Here is a 20,494-nt window from a genome sequence, read left to right on the forward strand (position 1 = left end):
CCCGACGGTGAATAGCAAAAGAGAGCTAAGAAACCCTTGAAACAACCTGTGGTTTTGAAACGGCTATCTGTCGAGCGCTGCGAAGTAGGCCTTTTCGATGTCGGCGGCCATCACATCGGCGCCGAACCGCGCCTTGAGGTTCGCGCCATCGGGCATCAGGTTGATATAGGCAGCAGGGTCGGCCAGCGCTTGGCCTATCTTGTCGGCAAGCTCGACCGGGTCGGGCCGGATCAGCGCAGGGGAACTCGTGCCGAAGATCTCCGGAATGCCGCCGACTGCGGTGGCGACCATCGGCTTTCCCGCGGCAAGCGTTTCCAGCACGATATAGGGCATGGCTTCGGCGCGTGAGGGAACGATGACGAGCGCCGCCAGTGCAAAGGCGTCCCTGGCCGGCATCGGCGGCAGGAAGCGGACATGACGCTCAAGCCCCAGGCGTTTTACTTGCACGTGGTAGCGCGGCAGGTCGTCGCCGTGTCCGACCATGACCGCGGTCAGCGCGCGGCCGAACTGGGGGCCGGCCAGCGCCAAAGCATCGATAAAGATATCCGGCCCCTTCAGGTCGCGCATCATGCCGATATAGAGCAGATCGGCAGCGTCGGGCTCGGTGATCGCCGGCTCGAATTCGGTGGCGCGCAGACCGTTGTAGACAAGGGTGTTGGGAATGGGCGGTTCGCCGACCTTATGGCGATAGGTTCGCCTCTCATAGTCGGAGACAAACAGCAGGCAGTCGGTGAAGCGGGCCATGAAGCGCTCGAGCGCGAAGAACAGCTTTCCGGTGGTCGTGTTCTCGTCATAGTGGAGAGAGCCGCCATGCGGCGAATAGAGGCGGGCTACGCGAGACCTTGATACCCGCAACAATGAGCCGAACAGACGGGCATAGGCGCCACCCTTGGCGCCGTGCCCGTGCAAAACGTCCGGCCGCAATTCCTTGATGATCCTGTAAGTGCGCCAGGCCGAGGCAAGGTCGCCCGGGCCGACATGGCGCTGCATCGGCGTGCGATGGATGCCGAGCGCCAGCAAGTCCTTCATCTGCTCGAACAGATGTTCTTCGAACTCGCCGCCCGTCGTCGAATCGCAAACGATGCCGACGGAATGCCCGGCAGCGACCTGCGCCTCGGTCAGGTCGCGCACATGGCGGAAAATTCCCCCGACGGGTGAGCGAAAGCAATGGACGATCCTGAGGGTGTCCGCCACGTGGTTCGTCAGAACAGGCGTTCGCGGACGTAGACGGTATCGCCGGGCAGCAGCGGGTCGGAGGTGACCACGCGGCCGGTCATCACCTTGCCGTTGATGTCGCGAGTGATGTCGACGCTTTCCTGGTTGGCGCGCGGCGTGAAGCCGCCGGCAATGGCGATTGCCTTCTGCACAGTTAGGCCGGGGACATAGGAATATTGGCCGCCGGCACCCACTTCGCCCATGACGAAGATCGGCCGGTAGCGATCGATCTCGACCGAAACGTCGGGATCGCGCAGATAGCCTTGCCGCAATTTGTCGGCGATTTGCTTTTCCATCTGCTGCGCGGTGTGGCCACGTGCCGGTATGGCGCCGACAAGCGGGAAGGAGAGGTACCCGGATTGGTCGACGCTGTACGTGTTGGTCAGCCCGTCCTGCTCGAACACTGTGACGCGGACGCGGTCGCCGGCGCCAAGACGATAGGGCTGATCAAGCACCTCGTGGAAGGCTGCCGGCGTCGGCCGATAGCTGGAACAGCCAGCAAGCATCGACACGGCAAGCAGAGCGCGAAACAGGGGAGCAGTGCTTTTCATGACCGGACAGGTACCTTCGACTTGCCGCTGCGGCGTCGCAGCAAACATCAGGGATCGGGTTCGTTATCATCCTGTTAGGGTTAATGACCGGTAAAGGGAGGGGCTGACGCATGGCGCATCGGCAAGAGTTTTTGCGTTTTTTTGCAGGTTTGTTTTTCACTCGCCAGTAAACCCTAACGGAAACTTACCGTGTTCTTAACGGCTGAGTTACCATAGTTGTTTACGGTGCATCCTGACCCAGTATCGGAGTAGGGATGCATGTCCGTTCAGTCCGCGGCCGCAGATGTCGATGTCGATCTCAGGCAGCTCTTCGCCAGCCTGGCGAGGAACTGGTTGCGCATAGTCGTCGTCGTGCTGTCGGTGACAGGGCTGGCATTCGCTTTCGCTTCGTTGGCAACCCGCCACTACAAGGCCGAGACGCAGGTGGAGATCGCACCACGCGAATCTGTCTACACGCGGCCGGCCAGCAACAACAATGACACCGACAAGCCAATTCTCGACGAACAGGGCGTCGCCACCCAGGTCCAGATAATTTCCTCCAACGAAATCCTCAAGCAGGTCGCACAAAAGCTTGGTCTGGAAAAATTGCCCGAGTTCGACGACGCGCTCGACATGTCGCCGTTGAGCCGCGCCCTGGTCCTCGTAGGCTTGAAAAGCGATCCGATGGAGATTCCGGCGGAAGAACGCGTCCTCAAGAAAATGCACGAGAAGCTCAACGTCTATGGTGTCGAGAAGACCCGCATCATTGCCATTGAGTTCTCGTCGGAAGATCCCAAGCTCGCGGCCGCCATACCGGACGCCATTGCTGCCGCCTATATAGCGGGGCAAGGGGCGGCCAAGCTCGAATCCAACAACGCCGCTGCTGACTTTCTGGCACCGGAGATCGCCGACCTGTCGAAGCAGGTCAAGGATGCCGAGGCCAAGGTCGCCGCCTACCGCTCACAGTCCGATCTTCTGATGGGTGGCAACAATTCGGTGCTGGCCACCCAGCAGCTTTCGGAACTGTCGAGCGAACTGTCGAAAGTGCGCGCCAACCGCGCCGCTGCCGAAGCGACCGCTGACGGTGTGCGCAGGGCGCTGCAGACTGGCGGTTCGCTGGATGCCGTGCCGGAGGTTTTGTCATCGGACCTGATCCAGCGCTTGCGCGAGCGACAGGTCGAATTGCGCTCCAACATCGCCGATCTGTCGACCGCGTTGCTTGGCAATCATCCACGTATTCGCGCGCTGAAATCGCAACTGGCCGACCTCGACGCGCAGATCCGCAGCGAGGCCCAGAAGATCATGAAAGGCCTGTTGATGCAGGCCGAGACGGCCAAGGCCCGCGAGAACCAGCTTGTCGCCGACGTCAACACGTTGAAGGCGGCTTCGGCGCAAGCCGGCGAACAGCAGGTCGATCTCGACGCGCTGCAGCGCGACGCTACCGCCAAACGGCAGCAGCTCGAGCTGTATCTGGCCAACTATCGCGAAGCGGCTTCGCGCCAAGACCGCAACTATCTGCCGGTCGACGCCCGGATCGCCTCGAAGGCTTCGGTTCCCTCCGAGGCCTATTTCCCGAAGGTCGGACCTATCGTTGGCGCCGCTTTCGCCGCATCGCTGCTGATCATGGCCATCGTGACGCTTCTGCGGGAGCTGTTTTCCGGGCGTGCGATGCGTCCGGCGACCGGTTCCCGCTTCGAACGGATCGATGAGGTCGCGATGCCCCATGTGGCGCAGGCGTCTGACATGGTCGCAATGCCGGTTGTCCGCCAGGAACCCGCCGTCCTCCGGGATCCCGTCCTTCGCCCGGAGATGGGGAACCGCCCGGCTGCGGCGGAGGCCAAGCCCTACGCCACGATGCCCGCCATGGCCGAAGCGCCTGATATGGTCGCAATGGCCGAGGCAGCGGCAGCCAAGCAGACGGCTGTCGAGCCCGAACCGGTGCGTTCGACCCTGGGTGAGATCGACGTTGAGAAGGCTGCCGAAAAGCTGATCGCCAGTGGTGCCGCGCGCGCCATCTTCGTCTCGCCGGAGGGCGACGAGGCCGCCGCATCCGCGGTCCTGGTGGCACGCGAGGTCGCCGACGCCGGCCTGCGCGTCCTGTTGCTGGATCTCACCGCGTCGGGAGCGGCCTCACGGCCGATGCTGGACAGTGGACTTTTCCCCGGCATCACGAACCTGCTCGCTTCGGAGGCGCAGTTCAGCGACGTCATCCACGCCGATCTCTACTCGGACTGTCACGTCATTCCCGTCGGCACCGCCGATCCGGTCCGCGCCATGCGCGCCGCCGACCGGCTGCCGATCATCATGCAGTCGCTGACAACGGCTTATGATCTGGTCGTGGTCGAATGCGGACCAGCCGACGCGCAAGGCATCAGCCGTCTGACCGGCGATGCCACCGAGGTCTTTCTCTCCATGCTGGAGTCGGACGACGAAGTAACACAGGCCGCGGTCAAGCTTATCGAAAGCGGCTATCCCGACCTGACGCTGGTGACGCCGCTCGGCCACGAGCCGCCCGGCAATCCGGTGCCGGGACGGCGCACTGCCGCCTGAAGGAGTTCCTTCGCAAAGGCCGGTCCGGTCGCTATCCCAGTTCCAGCGTCGTCACGCCGAACAATCGTTGCAGGCCGAGCTTCGGGGGCGGGCCCTTGTACATGCGGGTGGTGGTGAAGGTCGGCACAAAACCTGCCGCATTGAGCGCTGCGATAAAGTCCAGTTTGGTGGCTGGAACGTCGATGCTCAGATCGCCGCCTTCGCAGGCACCAGCCAGTCGTTCCAGCAATTGCAGGGCGATTTTCATATCGTCGGCAAACAACGGACCGATCTTGGAGCCGGACCGACACCGCCGCGCGACGCCATAGCCGCTGGTGCCACGCGAATTGATCGCCGCCAGCCCGTGATGCGGCGCCTGCAGCCATCGCTGCAGGAAGGCACGCCGGGGCGCGGGAAAGCAATGCGCGTCATAGGCGATGATGTCGGGCACGAGCTCTGTCGTCAACAACCGCAGTCCGTCGGCTCTGCCCGATGGGCCCACCTTGCGCCCGCTGTAGCGAGTGGTCTCGTAGGCCGGGCTGAAGCCCATGGCCCGGTAATTCGCCTGCTGCTCTGCGACGCCGTCCAGGCCGATGGTGCGGCCGGCAAGCCTTTTCATGCCGGCGTTCCACACCGCCTTGCCGTAGCCTTTGCCGCGCATGTCCGGCCGGCAGATGTAGAGGCCAATGAAGCCGAACTCGATTCCATAGGCCACCGCCGAGATTGCCGCGACCATTTCGTTGCCGACAAAGGCGCCGATGAAGCCTTCGGGATCCGCGGCCTGGAACATCGCCGCGTCTTCAAGGCCTGGGTTCCAGCCTTCCGCGGCCGCCCAGTCGACGAGAACAGCCAATTCCTGCAGCGACAGCGTCCGGATGGTCGGCTTCATGGCGCTCACTCCGCAGCGGCTATTCCGGGTGAGAAGGATTTCAGCACACCACGATAGGGCTTGGCCAGCGGGCTTGCATAGGCGCCGCGCTTCGATGTCGACAGGCCGAGCGAGATCAGCGCCTCGGCCTGCTTGAGTGCTGCGCCGACGCCGTCGATAACCGGCAGTTGGAACTCCGCTTGCAGCCGGTGCGCAAGGTCGGCCATGCCGGCGCAGCCGAGCACGATGGCCTCGGCGCGATCCTCCGCGATAGCTCGGGCGATTTCGTCGCGCAGTTTTCCGACCGCGCCAGATGCCGGGTCCTCCAGCGCAAGCACGGATATGTCCGCAGCGCGTACGCGGACGCGTCCCGCCATGCCGTAGCGCTGCACCAGCCCCTCGACAGGTACAAGCGAGCGTTCGGTGGTTGTCACCACGGTGAAGCGCTGGGCGATGAAAGCGGCGATGGAAAGCGCCGCCTCACAGATGCCGATGACAGGGATACCGGCCATGGCGCGTGCCGCATCCAGGCCGGTGTCGTCGAAACAGGCGATGATGGCCGCCTGCGCGCCAGCACGCTCGCCGGCGGCGATCTCCATCAATAGGCCCGGTACGGCCAGCGCCTCGTCATAATAGCCTTCGATCGATACCGGTCCCATGGACGAAGTGACGGCAACCACTTCCGTCCAGGCACCGGCGACGGCGCGTGCGGCGGCGGCGATCGTCTCGGTCATGCTCGAGGTCGTGTTTGGGTTTACCACAAGTATCTGCACGGTCACGCTCTCGCCCGGCGGCGGCCGACATAGAGGATGGCGCCCAACGTCGCCAGGATCACCAGGAACGAAAACACCGTGGTCACCGTGCCAAGCGCGTAGAGCACGGGCGTCGTGACATTGGTGGTCATGCCATAGATTTCGAGCGGCAGCGTGTTGAAGCTGCCTGAGGTCATCAGCGTACGCGCGAACTCGTCGTAGGACAGCGTGAAGCCGAACAGGCCAACGCCGATCAGGCTCGGCGCGATCATCGGCAGCACGACATGGGCGAAGGTCTGCCAGGAGGTGGCGCCGAGGTCGCGTGCGGCTTCCTCGTAGGCCGGTGAGAAGCGGTTGAAGACTGCAAACATGATCAGTACGCCGAACGGCAAGGTCCAGGTCAGATGCGCGCCGAAGGCGGACGTGTACCAGGCCGGACGAAAGCCGATCTGCTGGAAGACCACGCCGATGCCCAGTGAAATGATGATCGAGGGCACGACGAGGCTGGCGACAGCCAGGTAGAACAGCGCGGTGGCGCCCCGAAATTTCTGGCGGAAGGCGAGGCCCGCCAGCAGCGACACCACGACGGTGACGATCATCACCATGACGCCCAGCACCAGCGAGCGCTTGAAGCTGCCGCCGAAATCGCCGACCGCCTGGCGCTCGAACAGATTGGCGAACCAATGCAGCGACACGCCGTTGAGCGGGAAGGTGAGGCCGCCGGTCTCGCCCTGAAAGGAGAGGATCAGGATCGCTGACAGCGGGCCGTAGAGGAACAACACGAACAGCGTGAAGAAGACCGCCAGCACGTAGAAACCGACAGTGCGTTTTTCGTGGCTCACGTCAGAGCTCCTTGCGAATGTCGACGATGCGCAGGATGCCGGCGACCATCAGCAGCACCAGCACCAGCAGCACCACCGCATTGGCGGCGGCGGCCGGATACTGCAGCAGCGACATCTGGTTCTTCATCATCAGCGCAACGGAGGCGCTCTGGCCGCCCGACATCACCTGCACGGTTGAGAAGTCGGCCATGACAAGCGTGACGACGAAGATGGTGCCTATCGCCATGCCCGGCTTGGCAAGCGGAATGATGACGTTCCACAGCACCTGCCAGCCGGACGCGCCCGCGTCGCGCGCGGCCTCGACCAGTGAGCGGTCGATGCGCATCAGCGTGTTGAAGATCGGCGTCACCATGAACAGCGTGTAAAGATGAACCATGGCGAGCACGACCGCGAATTCGGAATAGAGCAACCATTCGATCGGTTTCGGCACCAGCCCCAGATGCACCAACGTCGAATTGATCAGCCCGTTGCGGCCGAGCACCGGAATCCACGAGATCATGCGGATGATGTTGGAGGTTAGGAAAGGCACGGTGCAGACCAGGAACAGCACCATCTGCATGGCCGTGGTGCGGATGTGGAAGGCGAGGAAATAGGCAACCCAGAAGCCGATGAACAAGGTCAGCGCCCAAACGATGGCAGCGAACTTGATAGTGTTGAGATAGGTCTTCCAGGTAACCCAGGAGCCCAGAACGTCGGAATAGTTGGTGGTCAGGAAATCCGGATACATGGCGGCGAAGTCGTAATCCCAGAAGGACACGACGACGATCATGATGATGGGCAGGAGCAGGAATGCGCCGAGGATCAGCGCCAGTGGCGCCGATTGGAGATAGGGCGTGACCCCGCCGAACGCGAAGCGTCGTCGTCGGGCTGGTTTCGCGGCGGCGGCAATTGCGGGGCGGTCGAGCGCGACTGTCATTAATGCTCTCGGTGCAGGTTTGTGGTGCGGGCGCTGCGCGCCAATCCCCTTCTCCCACAAGGAGAGAAGGGGAAGAGAAAGGGCGCTGACTAGATCAAGCCGCGATGAACTCGTTCCAGCGCTTCACCATGTAGCGGTCCTCGTCCATGACCGAGTTCCAGCAGGCGACCTTGCCCATGCGCTCCTCGAACGAACCGCCGTCACGCACCGCGCCGGCCTTCTCCATGACCGTGCCGTCCGGTGCCTTGATCTCGCCCTTGGCTGGCTTGCCTTCGATCCAGTAGCCCCATTCGTCCTCGGTCATGAATTTCTTGGCTGAGACCATGTTGGCCGAATAGTAGCCCTGGCGATTGAGATAGCCGCCGACCCAGCCCGAAGTGTACCAGTTGATGTACTCGTAAGCAGCGTCGAGCTCGGCGCCCTTGAGGTGGGCGGCAAGACCGAGGCCGCCACCCCATGAGCGGTAGCCTTCCTTGAGCGGCTGGAAGCGGCAGGCGATGCCCTTGGAGCGCACGGCGGCGACGGCGGGTGACCACATCGACTGGATGACGACTTCGCCCGACGCCATCAAATTGACGCTCTCGTCGAAGGACTTCCAGAAGGCGCGGAACTGGCCGGCCTGCTTGGCCTTGATCAGGAAGTCGATCGTCTTGTCGATCTCGTCCTTTGTCATGTTGCCCTTGTCGGCATATTTGATGTTGCCCGTGGCTTCCATGATCATCGCCGCATCCATGATGCCGATGGAGGGGATGTTGAGGATTGCGGTCTTGCCCTTGAAGGCCGGGTCCATGATATCGGCCCATGTGGTGATGTCGCGGCCGACGAGGTCGGGGCGGATGCCCAGCGTGTCGGCGTTGTAGATCGTCGGCACCATGGTGAACCAGTTGGTCGGTGCCTTGGCGAAGGTCTTTGAGTCCTGCGCGTCGACATACCCGACCGTGTGCGGCGCCGTGCCCTGCGCGATGACGCTGTCGGGCGTCAGCTTGCCGGTTTTGAACAGCGGCACCAGTTCGTCGTAGTACTTCAGTTTGCTGACGTCCATCGGCTGCAGGACGCCGCTCGGGAACACCTTCTTGCAGATCCAGTATTCGATGTCGGCGATGTCGTAACTGTCGGGCTGGGTCACTGCACGTTGGGCGGCCGCGTCGGAATCTGTCGCCGTCATCTCCAGCGTGATACCGAGATCAGCCTTGCACTTGTCGGCAATGGCGTTGAGGTTCGATACGCCGGTGCCGAACTGGCGCAACGTGATGTTGGATTGCGCCCAAATTGTCGGAAAGCCTGATATGGCACCGGAGCCGGCGGCAAGGCCAACGGCAGCGGCACCCGTCTTGAGCAGCGAGCGGCGCGAGATGCCCGCCTTGGTTTGCGTAGTGTTTGTCATCCTATTCCCCTATCTTGTTTTGCTTGGTTGACGTCATGAATGCAGGCGGCCGAGGACAATGGCATCCTCGGAATCCCAGGCGAGCGGTACGGCGTTGCCAATGGCGACGGGTTTGGCGAAGAAATCGGAATCGTCGACGATGACGGTGAAATCGTCGATGCCGGCGCCGGTGACCGACAGCTTCACCGTGGCGCCGCGATATTCGACGTTGGAGACGATGCCGGTGAAGCCGAGACCGGGCGAGGGCGCCTCGCCGATGCGCACATGGTCGGTGCGGATGGCGATGTCGATCGGCGCTCCCACGTCCCGTGGTTGGCCGCTGGCGGCAAGCGAGCCGCCGCCTTTCACGTCGAAGGTGACCATGGCGCCGCGTTCGCCGGTGACCCGGCCGGAGATGACATTATGGTCGCCCATGAAGCGGGCGACGAAGGCGGTGGCCGGCCGCTCGAACACGTCGCGCGGCGGCGCCGCTTGTTCGATGCGGCCGTCATTCATCACCACGATCAGGTCGGCGAGCGCCATCGCCTCCTCCTGGCTGTGGGTGACGTGGACGAAGGTGATGCCGAGTGACGTCTGCAGCTTTTTCAGCTCGGCCCGCATGCGGATCTTCAGGAACGGATCGAGCGCGGAAAGCGGCTCGTCGAGCAACAGCGCCTCGGGATCGGTAATCAGCGCGCGCGCCAGCGCGACGCGCTGCTGCTGGCCGCCGGAAAGCTGTGCGGGCCGGCGCGTCGCATAGGCCTCCATCTGCATAAGCTTCAGCATGTCGAGCGCCCTGGCACGGCGCCTTTCCTTGTCGACGCCCTTCATCTTGAGGCTGAAGGCGACATTGTCGATGAGGTCGAGATGCGGGAAGAGCGCGTAGGACTGGAACATCATCGCCGTGCCACGCTTGGCCGGCGGCAAGTCCGTCACCACCACATTGCCGAGGCGGACGTCGCCGCTGGAAATGCTCTCATGGCCGGCGATCATGCGCAGCGTCGAGGTCTTGCCGCAGCCGGAAGGGCCGAGCAAGCAGCAATAGGTGCCGGCCGGGATCTTGAGGCTGATACCCTCGACGGCGGTCGTCGTTCCATAGACTTTCGAAACGGACACAATGTCGATTTCGGCGGCTTTGGACATCAAGCATTCCCCGTTTGGTCGTGTTAATCAAAGCATCATGCATGCCAATCGCCATGCTGCCGACCAAGCATTTGAATTGTCGGGGAAATCAGGATTTTCGGGTGTCGCCTATCAAACGGGCGTTTTGTGCGTTGCACAAATTATGGGCGATTGTCTGCGATCTATACACAAATCGTATGCAATCTTTTTTGCCTTCGTGTCCACTTTGCCTCTCGTGCTGACGTCGAGAGTCGCGTTAGAAGGGGACGGAAAGAATTGCCGCCATGAACTTTGCCGACCAGATCTATTCCGCCACCGACAGTGCCACGCAGGATCGTGCCCAGGCGATCCGCGACCAGCTACGCGACGCCATCGTCGACCGCCGGCTGGCGCCGGGCACCAAACTGTCGGAAGGCGAGGTCGGCACGCTGTTCGACGTCTCCCGTACGGTGGCACGCGCGGCGCTGCAGATGCTGTCCTTCGAAGGGCTGGTGCGCACCGAGCGAAACCGTGGCGCCTTCGTCGCCAACCCATCGCCAGAGGAAGCGCGCCAGGTGTTCGCCTCGCGACGGCTGATCGAACCGGGCATTGCCATCGCCGCCTGCGGCCGCGTCACCGCTGCCGACATAGCTGCATTCAAGGCGCAGCTCGACGAGGAGGGCCGCTTCATTGCCGAGCGTGGGCCGAATGCGCGGCGTTCCGAAATCAGGGCGTCGGGCGATTTCCACCTGTTGCTCGCCGCCGTCGCCGGCAATGCCATCCTGCAGCGCTTCATGGAGGAGCTGGTGGCGCGCTCGTCACTGGTCATCGCGCTCTACGGGCGGTCTGGCATATCCGCCTGTGGGCACGGCGAACACACGGAAATTGTCGGCGCGCTGGGGAGCGGAGATTGCGGGCGGGCGAGCCTGCTGATGCTGCACCACCTCGATCATATCGAGGCCGATCTGGATTTGCGCGTCAGGGCCGGCCCGGCGCTGAGGGAGGCCCTCGATTTCTGAGAGCTAGCTGTCGTCTTCGCCCGCAGTGGATGCCGCTTGTCCCGCCGCCTTGCGGCGCAGCATCTTGGTCAGTTTCCAGATCGTCGGGTTGTTCTTGATGAAGGCTTTCAGCCGCGCGCCTTGCCTGAGCGTCAGCGCCAGCACGCGGCCCTTCAGGGTCAGTGGTATCAGCACTTCGAAATGTTGGGTCTCGATATCGCACCACAGCCGCTTGTAGGCTTCGTCGCCGACGGAGAAATCATAGACCTCGAAGCCGGTCGCGCAGGCTTCCTGGATGTTGTCGAAGAACAGGAAGTCGCCGGGGCTGGTATGGCCGAGGTCGTCGTCGGCGATCGCGCCGAACTCGCAGATCAGGCGCTTGCCCGAGCGGCTCGATCCGGTGACGGCGCGCAGCTTGCCGGCAACCTCTAGCCCGTGCAGCACGAAAGAAGGTACGTCTTCCGCGAGCGCTTGCGTGAACAGCGCGCGAAAGAAGCTTCGCACCAACTCGTCACCGAAGACGTTGGTGATGCCCACCTTGCGGAAGCGGAATTCCTTCATCTCGAAAAAGCCATCGAGCAGCCTTGCGACCTCGTCGGCGGTGCGCGCCTCGATCCGGCGATGGCTGCCGACGGCTTCGAATTTCCGGATCTGCGAACGGTGCTTCTTGCGTTTGCGTTTGCCGCTGGCGCGAGAAAGCAGCGCATCGAAGCCTCCGACAAGGTCGACGGCCAGCGACAGATTGGGGCTGGCAAAATGGTCAAGCGAGGCGAGGGGATTGGCGACGCCGTCCAGATTGGGCAGCAATCGTTCCAGTGCGACGAGATCGATGTCCGGACGTTCCTTGGCAATGGCCGCCAGCATCGATCGGACGGCCCGGATATCCGCTTCGGTCAGCCAGCCCGGGTCCGCGGCGACGAAGTTGCCATTGGCGTGGCGACCTCCCATGAAGCGAGCGACGCGGAACGGACCGCTGGCGGTGACCTCCAGCGCCAGCGAAAAAACCGGCTTGCCATCGGCGCTCAATATCGCGACGAGCAAATCCGGCTTGACCTGTGCAGCCCAGTTCAGGACCCAGCCAGCACTTTGCGCCGGCCCAAACAGGGCCGAGCGGCAGAACTCGGCATAGGCCGCGAGCCCGTCCGCCGACACCACTGAAATGGAGAAGCCGGCATGGTCCTGCGGCAAGGCGCGCGGCGACGCCTCGGTCGCCGCAAGCCGATTGCCGTCAAATGACGCGGTTGCGTCAACCATACCTCAATCCTTAGGGCATATTGATCGCGATTTGGGGCTTCGCGCAGGCGCGTTCCGTGCTTGGATCAGCCTAGGCGCAAAAGGTGAATGAATGATCGACGGCGGGGAGGCAATCCGGAAACTGGCGCTGAACTTCGCCCGCTATACCGGCCTTGCACCGCTGGCCAAGCCGTTCATCGGCGGCATTGGCGCTATCCTGATGCTGCACCGCGTCACCGCGACGCCGGAAAAGCCGCACAGCGTCAACCGCCATTTGAACATCGCGCCCGGCTTCCTCGATGCCATGATCGCCGACATGAAGGCGAGCGGCTATGCCTTCGTCGCCATGGACGAAGCCGTCGAGCGCATCAAGGCAGGCGGCAAGGGTGGCCAGTTCGCCACCATTACCGCCGACGACGCCTATCGCGACAACATGACCGAGGCGCTGCCGTTGCTTGAGAAGCACGGTGCGCCGATCACCATCTATGTCGCGCCCGGGCTGATCAACGGCACCGCCGACCTGTGGTGGGATGTGGTCGAGGACATCGTCAACGCGCGCGATAGCCTCACTTTGATGCGACCGAACGGTCCACTGACGATCGATTGCTCGACACCTGCGAAGAAACTGCAGGCCAATGCACGCCTGCATGCCTATCTCACCTCCGAAGTCCGCGAAGAGGATCTGCAAGCGGTGCTGCGCGACCTGGCTCGCTCAAATGGCGTTGACGCCGACGGCCCGCGCTTGCGGACATTGATGAACTGGGACGAAATCCGCAGCATCGCCGCGCATCCGCTGGTGACGATCGGCGCTCATACGATCAACCACAGCAATCTGAAGCGGCTTTCAGAAGCCGACGCCCGTCAGGAGACCGGCGCCGTGCGCGCGATGTTGCAGGCAGAACTGGGCGAAAAGCCCGGCCATTTCGCCTACCCCTATGGCTATGCAAGTGCTGTTGGCTGCCGCGAAGTCCGCTTTGCCCGCGACTCGGGCTATGCATCCGCCGTAACGACACGCCACGGGGTGCTGCGCGCCGAACATGCCGGGTTCCTGCATGCCTTGCCGCGCATTTCAGTCAACGGCCGCTACCAGAGCCTCGCCCACATCCGCACCATGCTGTCGGGCGTGACGACGCCGCTCGCCAATGCAGGGAAGATGCTCGTTACCATCTGACGGTGGCGGGTTCCGCTTAGCGCTTGATCCGTGGCTCCAGCATCAGCCATTTGATGATGCCCATCGCCGGCAGCACCCAGAGCAAGCCGCTGAGCAGGAAGAACAGGAAGTGCACCCATGGGCCCGATTCCGACAGCCGGGCGACCGCGAAGATCGATGCGACCAGCGCATAGATGATGACGAGCGCGATCAGCAAAAACATTCCAATCAGCTTTTTCAGGCGCAGGGGCATGGTTGGTCTCCTGTCGAGGATGCCGGCAACTCGGACAAGGGACCGGCAAACTCAGAGTGTTGGCCTCGCATAGGCCCTGGCGCGAAGCTGTGCAACCTGTGAGACGCGGCGCGACGGCGTGCCGCGCTGCATGGCCTTGCCAGCACGAGTGCGATGGTCCACCAATCCGCCAAACCAACCTGCCGGGACGAGACCATGGCTGCCATACCAGCTGCCGCGCCATTTGTGGCCCGCGACCGCGACCTCCACAATCGGGCCCTGCTGCGCGGCTGGCTCTATGTGGTGGTGCTGGTGCTGTTTGCGCTGGTGCTGGTCGGCGGCGCTACCAGGCTGACCGATTCCGGCCTTGCGATTACGCAGTGGAAGCCGATCCATGGCATCATCCCGCCGCTCAATGACGCCGAGTGGCAAGAGGAATTCCAGCTCTATCGGCAGATCCCGCAATATGCCGAGCTCAACAAGGGCATGAGCATCGAGGCGTTCAAGTCGATCTTCTGGTGGGAATGGGCGCACCGCATCCTGGCGCGCAGCGTCGGCCTGGTCTTTGCCTTGCCGCTGCTGTTTTTTTGGGCGACGCGCCGCATCGAGCGCGGCCTGGGGACGAAACTTTTGGGTATTCTCTTCCTCGGCGGCCTGCAGGGCGCCATCGGCTGGTGGATGGTGGCCTCCGGCCTGGTCGAACGGGTCTCCGTCAGCCAATACCGTCTGGCCACCCACTTGACGCTCGCGGCGCTGATCTTCACAGCGACCATGGTTGTGGCGCGGGGCCTTGCGCCGCATTCCGAGCCTGCCGCCGACCGGTCGACGCAGAGGCTGGCCGGTTTCATCGTGCTTCTGGCGCTGGTTCAGATCTATCTCGGCGGGCTGGTCGCCGGGCTCGACGCCGGCTTGAGCTACAACACCTGGCCGCTGATGGACGGCAAGATCATCCCGGGCGATCTCTTGCTGCTCGAACCGGCATGGCGCAACTTCTTCGAGAATCCGAAGACGGTGCAGTTCGTCCATCGGCTCGGCGCCTACACGGTGTTCGTCGTGGCCTTGTGGCACATGATCGCCACGCGCCGGCGGCTGACAGGCTCAACACACGCTCGCCGTGCGACGCTGCTGTTTTTGGCCGTGCTGGTCCAGGCTTCGATTGGCATCGGCACGCTGCTGATGCATGTGCCGCTGCATATGGCGCTGGCGCATCAGGGATTTGCGCTCATCGTGCTGGGGTTTGCATCAGCGCATTGGCGTGGCACCAAGGGCGCCTATCCGTTGCCGCACGAAATCGCGCTCAGGAACTGATTCCGAGCCGGTCGGCCACTCACATCCAGAATTCGTTTGAACGGATCGTCTTCTCGCCGTCAAATTCCGCCTGACGCAACGCCCCGGCGCAGGGCGGATTGATTTGGCCGTGGCGATCAGAAGCTTGCCCGCACCGACCGGACTGGCGCGTCCATCAAAGGCCGAGCATCAGGTCCATGTTCTGGACGGCGGCACCCGAGGCACCCTTGCCGAGATTGTCATAGACCGCCAGCAGCAGCGCCTGCGCCCGTTTGTCGTTGGCGAAGACGTAGACCTTCATCCGGTTGGTGCCGTTGTAGATCTCCGGATCGATCTCCGGCATGCGCTCCGAATGCGCGTAGGGCGCCACCTCGACAACGCCGCCTTCGATCGCGGCGAAATGGTCGGCAATCGCCGCATGCAGCTCCGCACCCGTCGGCACATGATCGAGACCGCCAAGCTGCAATGGCACCACGGTGATCATACCCTGCGCGAAATTGCCGACCGCCGGCTGCATGATCGGATCATGAGACAGCTTGGCGTAGGCCCTGAGTTCCGGCACGTGCTTATGCTGCAAGGTGAGGCCATAAGGCAGGAATTCCGAGGCGTCCTCGCCCTTGGCGACATAGTCCTCGATCATCGGCCGTCCGCCGCCCGAGTAGCCCGAAATGCCATTGACGGTGATCGGGAAATCGGCGGGCAGCAGACCAGCGGTGACCAGCGGCCGCAGCGTGGCGATCGGCCCTTGCGGCCAGCAGCCGGGGTTGGCGACGCGCTTTGCCGAGGCAATTGTCTTCGCCTGCGTCTTGTCCATCTCGGCGAAACCATACGCCCAGCCTTCCGCCACGCGATGCGCGGTCGACGCATCGATGACCTTGGTAGTGTCGTTGGCGATAAGCGACACGCTCTCCTTCGCCGCATCGTCGGGCAGGCACAGGATCGCGACATCGGCGGCATTGAGGAACTCGGCGCGCGCAGCCGTTTCCTTGCGACGCTCGGCGGGAACCGAGATGATTTCCAGGTCGCCGCGCTCGGCAAGCAGCGCCCGGATCTGCAGACCGGTAGTGCCGTGTTCGCCGTCGATGAAGATTTTCGGTTTCATGGACTGATCAAATTCCCTGTTAATTCAAGACTATATGTCCTGTCCTTGATTCACTGCGGCACCCTGGTGGCTGCCGTTGTTGCTCAGCTCTTCAAGCCTTGCCTTTCGCTCCGCCAGCAGGCCGAGATATTGCATGGCCACCATCGAGCCGGCGATCGCCGTTATATCGGCGTGATCATAGGCCGGCGCAACCTCTACGACATCGGCGCCTACAATATCGATCTGGTTGAGCTGACGCAGCGTCGAAAGGATCTTCGCCGAGGACGGTCCGCCGGCTACCGGCGTGCCTGTTCCCGGCGCATAGGCCGGATCGAGACAGTCGATATCGAAGGTGAGATAGGTCTTCTTGCCGCCGGTGCGGTCGACGATGGCGTAGGCGATATCGGACGCCCGCATTTCCTCGATTTCATGGCCATGGAGGATCTTGATGCCGAACGTGTCGGGCGCGTGGGTGCGGATCCCGATCTGGATCGAGCGGTCTGGATCGATGATTCCTTCCTTCACGGCGCGGCCGACGAAGGATCCGTGATCGATGCGCTTGCCATCATCCGGCCAGGTGTCCTGATGCGCGTCGAACTGCACCAGGGCGAGCGGACCGTGGATGGCGGCATGCGCCTTGAGCAATGGCCAAGTGACGAAATGGTCGCCGCCGAGCGTCAGCAGGAAGGCGCCTGATTTGAGGATCTTCGCCGCTTCGCGCTCGATCGTAGCGGGCGTCTTCTGGTGGTTGCCCGAGTCGAGCAGGCAATCGCCATAGTCAACGACTGCCAGATGCTCGAACAGATCGCGTGAAAACGGGTATTGCGGGTCGTTGTCGAGGATCGCCGAGGCGCGGCGTATAGCCTGCGGCCCGAAACGAGCGCCGGGCCGGTTGGTCACAGCGGCGTCGAACGGAATGCCCCACACCACCGCGTCAGCGCCCTTCACGTCCTTGGTGTATTTACGCCGCATGAACGACAGCGCGCCGGAATAGGTCGGCTCGAACGCGGCGCCCATTTTGGAACGGGCGGTGAAGGCGTTGTCGATGTTGTTGTTCGCCATTGCGGATCCTCGTTTCATCGGGGTGCAACAACTACAGAAGCGGCACAGAAGATACCAGTCACAGCTTGGCGAGACGGAATGGCGCTGCGCGAGCGCCGCTCCAAGACAGGATTTGTATCATACGGACGGCCTCTCGCCTTGCGGGCCTGATTTCAGCATGATCCCATTGCAGGGGCGCGACAGATCCGCGCCAGGACCGACTGGAACTCTCGCCGAGATCGTCATGAGGGCGGTTGTCGTGCTTTCGTCTCCCTGGCGGGCGACAATGATTTCGGCATCGCGGCACCCCTGGGTCACCTCGAGGGGTGCCGTCATTGCCGACGCGGCCTATGATGCCAAATACCCGATCGACGAGTGTCCACTCATCCTAATGCCTGTATCAGTTCATCGATAATGTCCTGGGGATGCCCAAGTCCCACCGACATTCGTAGCAATCCGCCTGGCGCCTTGGCGCATCGATGATTTCCTCGCTACGGCGCAGTTGCAAATTCGCGTCGGTCATTATATTGACCGCAATAGGTGAGCCGAGGCACTAAGTCAATATAATGACCGATGTTACGACAGCGATGGATTCCGAGCAGGTGCTTGGCAAAGCGATAGCGGTTCGAATCCGAGACTTGAGGCGCGACCAAAATCTGACCCTGGATCGACTGGCAAAACTGAGCGGGTTGTCCAAGGGAACCGTCGTCTCGCTGGAGCAAGGCAAGGCGAACCCCAGTATCGGCATACTTTGCCGATTGGCGGCGGCGTTTTCGCTCTCCGTGGCCGATTTGCTGAATGACGATCCTTCCACAGTTCGCCTTCCTATTGAGCGGACAGAGACGAGGACGCTTTGGACAAGCGCCAAAGGAAGCTTTGCACAACTTCATTCATCGACCTCGGGACGCACGATGTTCGAATTGTGGAGCTGGGTCATTATGCCGGGCGACGTGTTTTCCGCAGATGCTCATAGTCCGGATACGCGCGAGCTGATCTCGGTGACTCAGGGGTCCCTGAGTGTCCTGGTGGGTACCCATGCAGTAATTTTGAGCCAGGGCGAGAGTGCGCGGCTTGTCACTGATCAACCGCACACATACGCGGCGGTATCTGATGTGCCCGCCCACTTCTCGATGGCCGTCCTTGAGCGTGGTGGACAGCGAGATGCGGGGCGCTCGTCGACCGCAACGAAGATGCCCGGGCCCGTTCCGTAAGATTTCGCCGATCACTAACAGCCGCCACTCACGACAGGAGAAATACCGTTGTACGTTCCGCCCCATTTTGCCGTTCCCGATCAGAACGCCCAGTTCGACCTTATCGAGAGACACCCGCTCGGTATCCTGGTCACCCAAAGCAAAGGCAGCCTCGATGCGAACCACGTCCCCTTTGAGCTCGACCGCTCGAAGGGAGACAAGGGCGTCCTCAATTGCCATGTTGCCCGCAAGAATCCAGTCTGGCAGGAAGTCGCCAATGGCGATGAAGTCCTCGTTATCTTCCGTGCGGCCGACGCTTACATCTCGCCGAACTGGTATCCAAGCAAGCACGAACTCCACAAGCAGGTGCCGACGTGGAACTATCTCGTCGTCCACGCCCACGGACGCATCACTGTCCGGGATGATGAGCGATATGTGCGCCGTAACGTGGCGAAGCTCACTCATATGCAGGAAGCCTCGCAGCCTGCCCCGTGGAAGATGGGCGACGCGCCGAGGGACTTCATTGACACGATGGTTAAGGCGATCGTCGCTCTGGAGATCGAGATCACCGGCCTGGTTGGGAAATCAAAACTCAGCCAGAACAAAGAGGTGCGCGATATTCAGAACGCTGGTGAAATGCTGAATGCCCAAGGCGTCAATGGGATGGGAGAAGCGATGCTCGCGGCTGCGGCGGCCAAATCCCAATAGCATCAGTCTTGTCCCCACGGGTGACCCTGAGAGATGCTTCGGCTCGCCGGAAACGCGACCAGCATCTGTCGTCATGGCCGACGCGGCCCAAGATGCCGATCTGTTGCGTCATTGCGATGTCACGGGCGCGCAAATACCCGATCGACAAACGCCCCTATGCCCAATGTCACCTGATCGAATGTCGCTTTTTCCAGGCTCAAACAGTTCCAACGCCTCGCCACACAATTCAAGAAACTATCCTGCCATCGTCACATCGCGGCAACCGTCCTCTGGATTCAGACAAGTGTCCACGCATCCTAGCCGGCTGCGTTCACCTCCCTGTCACGGGCATCGCTTATCTCGATTTCGTCCCGGCAAGGAGCGATTCTCGATGCGGACCATCTGGCTCAGCCTATTCTTTTCCTCGGCACTTGCGGTCTTCTCTGGCCAGTCGTTGGCCGGTGAGACCCGCGCCAGCCAGATTCTCGACCGCTTCAACCATGCCAACCAGTGGCGCGACCACGTGATGGTGGCCGCGCATCGCGCCGGCAGCATGCGGGCCGGCAAGACGCTTTATGCGGAAAACTCGATTGCCGCCGTCGAAGGCTCGATCGCCATGGGCGCTGAGATCGTCGAGGTCGACATCCGGCGTTCGAAGGACGGTGAGTTCGTCGTCGTGCATGACAGCTGGCTCGATCGCACCACGACCTGCAAGGGCGAGGTGGTCAAATACACGCTGGCCGAACTCAGGATCTGTAGGCTGGTGATCGAAGGTACCTGCATCGTTACCGATGAGACGGTCTCGACGCTGCGCGAGATGCTGACGGCAACGCGAGACAGGATTCTCATCAATCTCGATAACAAGCTCGACGTCGGCGATCTCTCGGGCATGATCGCTGTCGCTCGCGATCTCGGCATGGCCGAGCAGGTCATCGTCAAGGAGAACCTGTGGAACCAGAACAGGATTTCCACGGTTAAGGCCGCCATGAGCGCCATCAACGGCGGCTTTCAGTTCATGCCGATCATCGCCGACGACGCGGTGCATAATGCCGGTTTCGCCGAAACGGTCGACCGAGCCTTGTCGCCGCGCGCGATCGAACTGATCAACTGGCGGGCGGGCGCTGAGACGCTGACCGAGACCGGCGGGCCGCTATTCAGCACGCGAATGCGCGCGGCTGCCGTACGTGGCAACTGGCACATCTGGGCCGACACCTACGCCATCGTCAACAAGCCGGGCGGCTTCCTTGCCGGGGGCCGCGGCGATGAACTGGCAGTCCAGGCCAGCCTGCCGCGCGAAGCCTGGGGCTTCTGGGCCGATCGCGGCGCCACCATCATCCAGACCGATGAGCCGAAGGCAGCCATCGGCTGGCTGGCGGCGAACGGTTTTCGCGTGCCTTATGCCATCGAGGCGCGGCCGGTTGAGCCCGCGAATACGGCGAGTATCAATTAGGAACGCTGGCGCCGCATCCCACCCGGCGC

18 protein-coding genes and 1 pseudogene are annotated in these 20,494 nt (G+C 62.4%); 7 read left to right on the forward strand and 12 right to left on the reverse strand.

Annotated features, from left to right (window positions below; translation table 11 throughout):
* Positions 1 to 63: 63 nt before the first annotated feature.
* Together NKJ89_RS21035 and NKJ89_RS21040 are read right to left on the reverse strand one after the other, a co-directional pair.
* Entirely contained in the window at positions 64 to 1,194 is a 1,131-nt protein-coding gene (locus NKJ89_RS21035; protein WP_352605255.1) for a glycosyltransferase family 4 protein, read from the reverse strand.
* 8 nt (positions 1,195 to 1,202) lie between these two features.
* A complete protein-coding gene (locus NKJ89_RS21040) occupies positions 1,203 to 1,766 on the reverse strand; it encodes a polysaccharide biosynthesis/export family protein (protein WP_352605257.1) in 564 nt (187 codons plus the stop codon).
* 258 nt (positions 1,767 to 2,024) lie between these two features.
* On the opposite strand from NKJ89_RS21040, the gene NKJ89_RS21045 reads away from it, so the two are divergent.
* The gene (locus tag NKJ89_RS21045; RefSeq protein ID WP_352605259.1) at positions 2,025 to 4,295 is read left to right on the forward strand and encodes a GumC family protein; all 2,271 of its coding nucleotides are present in this window, start codon (positions 2,025 to 2,027) and stop codon (positions 4,293 to 4,295) included.
* 31 nt (positions 4,296 to 4,326) lie between these two features.
* Here the strand turns inward: NKJ89_RS21045 and NKJ89_RS21050 are convergent, their stop codons facing one another.
* The 6 genes and pseudogenes from NKJ89_RS21050 to NKJ89_RS21075 all read right to left on the reverse strand — a co-directional run bounded on the left by NKJ89_RS21050 (position 4,327) and on the right by NKJ89_RS21075 (position 10,158).
* Positions 4,327 to 5,163 carry a GNAT family N-acetyltransferase gene (locus tag NKJ89_RS21050; RefSeq protein ID WP_352605261.1) on the reverse strand — a complete coding sequence of 279 codons (837 nt, stop codon included), beginning with the start codon at positions 5,161 to 5,163 and terminating at the stop codon, positions 4,327 to 4,329.
* A 5-nt stretch (positions 5,164 to 5,168) separates the two neighbouring features.
* A complete protein-coding gene (locus NKJ89_RS21055) occupies positions 5,169 to 5,915 on the reverse strand; it encodes an aspartate/glutamate racemase family protein (protein ID WP_352605319.1) in 747 nt (248 codons plus the stop codon).
* Between the two features lie 2 nt (positions 5,916 to 5,917).
* Positions 5,918 to 6,736, reverse strand: a complete 819-nt coding sequence (locus NKJ89_RS21060) for an ABC transporter permease (RefSeq protein ID WP_352605263.1) — start codon at positions 6,734 to 6,736, stop codon at positions 5,918 to 5,920.
* 1 nt (position 6,737) lies between these two features.
* Positions 6,738 to 7,565, reverse strand: a pseudogene (locus tag NKJ89_RS21065) (ABC transporter permease); the annotation flags it as partial.
* 181 nt (positions 7,566 to 7,746) lie between these two features.
* On the reverse strand, positions 7,747 to 9,036 hold the full coding sequence (locus NKJ89_RS21070; RefSeq protein WP_023759871.1) for an ABC transporter substrate-binding protein: 1,290 nt from the start codon (positions 9,034 to 9,036) through the stop codon (positions 7,747 to 7,749).
* 33 nt (positions 9,037 to 9,069) lie between these two features.
* Positions 9,070 to 10,158, reverse strand: coding sequence for an ABC transporter ATP-binding protein (locus tag NKJ89_RS21075; protein WP_352605265.1), 1,089 nt, complete (start codon positions 10,156 to 10,158; stop codon positions 9,070 to 9,072).
* Positions 10,159 to 10,421: 263 nt separating this feature from the next.
* Here NKJ89_RS21075 and NKJ89_RS21080 point away from each other — a divergent pair, with 263 nt between their 5' ends.
* Positions 10,422 to 11,135: a GntR family transcriptional regulator gene (locus NKJ89_RS21080; RefSeq protein WP_352605267.1), complete on the forward strand. Its 714-nt coding sequence runs from the start codon at positions 10,422 to 10,424 to the stop codon at positions 11,133 to 11,135.
* A gap of 3 nt (positions 11,136 to 11,138) precedes the next feature.
* On the opposite strand, the gene NKJ89_RS21085 is transcribed toward NKJ89_RS21080, so the two are convergent.
* Positions 11,139 to 12,368 (reverse strand): GNAT family N-acetyltransferase, encoded by a 1,230-nt coding sequence (locus tag NKJ89_RS21085; RefSeq protein WP_352605269.1) that lies wholly within the window; start codon positions 12,366 to 12,368, stop codon positions 11,139 to 11,141.
* Positions 12,369 to 12,459: 91 nt separating this feature from the next.
* On the opposite strand from NKJ89_RS21085, the gene NKJ89_RS21090 reads away from it, so the two are divergent.
* Positions 12,460 to 13,518 (forward strand): polysaccharide deacetylase family protein, encoded by a 1,059-nt coding sequence (locus NKJ89_RS21090; RefSeq protein ID WP_352605271.1) that lies wholly within the window; start codon positions 12,460 to 12,462, stop codon positions 13,516 to 13,518.
* Between the two features lie 16 nt (positions 13,519 to 13,534).
* On the opposite strand, the gene NKJ89_RS21095 is transcribed toward NKJ89_RS21090, so the two are convergent.
* On the reverse strand, positions 13,535 to 13,750 hold the full coding sequence (locus tag NKJ89_RS21095; RefSeq protein WP_352605272.1) for a DUF2842 domain-containing protein: 216 nt from the start codon (positions 13,748 to 13,750) through the stop codon (positions 13,535 to 13,537).
* 195 nt (positions 13,751 to 13,945) lie between these two features.
* Between NKJ89_RS21095 and NKJ89_RS21100 the strand changes: the two genes are divergently transcribed.
* The gene (locus NKJ89_RS21100; RefSeq protein ID WP_352605274.1) at positions 13,946 to 15,037 is read left to right on the forward strand and encodes a COX15/CtaA family protein; all 1,092 of its coding nucleotides are present in this window, start codon (positions 13,946 to 13,948) and stop codon (positions 15,035 to 15,037) included.
* 154 nt (positions 15,038 to 15,191) lie between these two features.
* Here NKJ89_RS21100 and argC read toward each other — a convergent pair whose 3' ends face one another.
* The gene (gene argC, locus NKJ89_RS21105) at positions 15,192 to 16,118 is read right to left on the reverse strand and encodes an N-acetyl-gamma-glutamyl-phosphate reductase (RefSeq protein WP_352605275.1); all 927 of its coding nucleotides are present in this window, start codon (positions 16,116 to 16,118) and stop codon (positions 15,192 to 15,194) included.
* A 30-nt stretch (positions 16,119 to 16,148) separates the two neighbouring features.
* Positions 16,149 to 17,159, reverse strand: coding sequence for an agmatinase (gene speB / locus NKJ89_RS21110; protein ID WP_352605277.1), 1,011 nt, complete (start codon positions 17,157 to 17,159; stop codon positions 16,149 to 16,151).
* 545 nt (positions 17,160 to 17,704) lie between these two features.
* On the opposite strand from speB, the gene NKJ89_RS21115 reads away from it, so the two are divergent.
* The 3 genes from NKJ89_RS21115 to NKJ89_RS21125 all read left to right on the forward strand — a co-directional run bounded on the left by NKJ89_RS21115 (position 17,705) and on the right by NKJ89_RS21125 (position 20,465).
* Positions 17,705 to 18,349, forward strand: coding sequence for a helix-turn-helix domain-containing protein (locus NKJ89_RS21115; RefSeq protein WP_352605279.1), 645 nt, complete (start codon positions 17,705 to 17,707; stop codon positions 18,347 to 18,349).
* Between the two features lie 48 nt (positions 18,350 to 18,397).
* Positions 18,398 to 19,036, forward strand: a complete 639-nt coding sequence (locus tag NKJ89_RS21120) for an FMN-binding negative transcriptional regulator (RefSeq protein ID WP_352605281.1) — start codon at positions 18,398 to 18,400, stop codon at positions 19,034 to 19,036.
* A gap of 370 nt (positions 19,037 to 19,406) precedes the next feature.
* A complete protein-coding gene (locus tag NKJ89_RS21125; protein WP_352605282.1) occupies positions 19,407 to 20,465 on the forward strand; it encodes a glycerophosphodiester phosphodiesterase family protein in 1,059 nt (352 codons plus the stop codon).
* Positions 20,466 to 20,494: the final 29 nt, after the last annotated feature.

This window comes from Mesorhizobium sp. M0047 (assembly GCF_040323315.1).
In the GTDB taxonomy this organism is placed as follows: Bacteria; Pseudomonadota; Alphaproteobacteria; order Rhizobiales; family Rhizobiaceae; genus Mesorhizobium.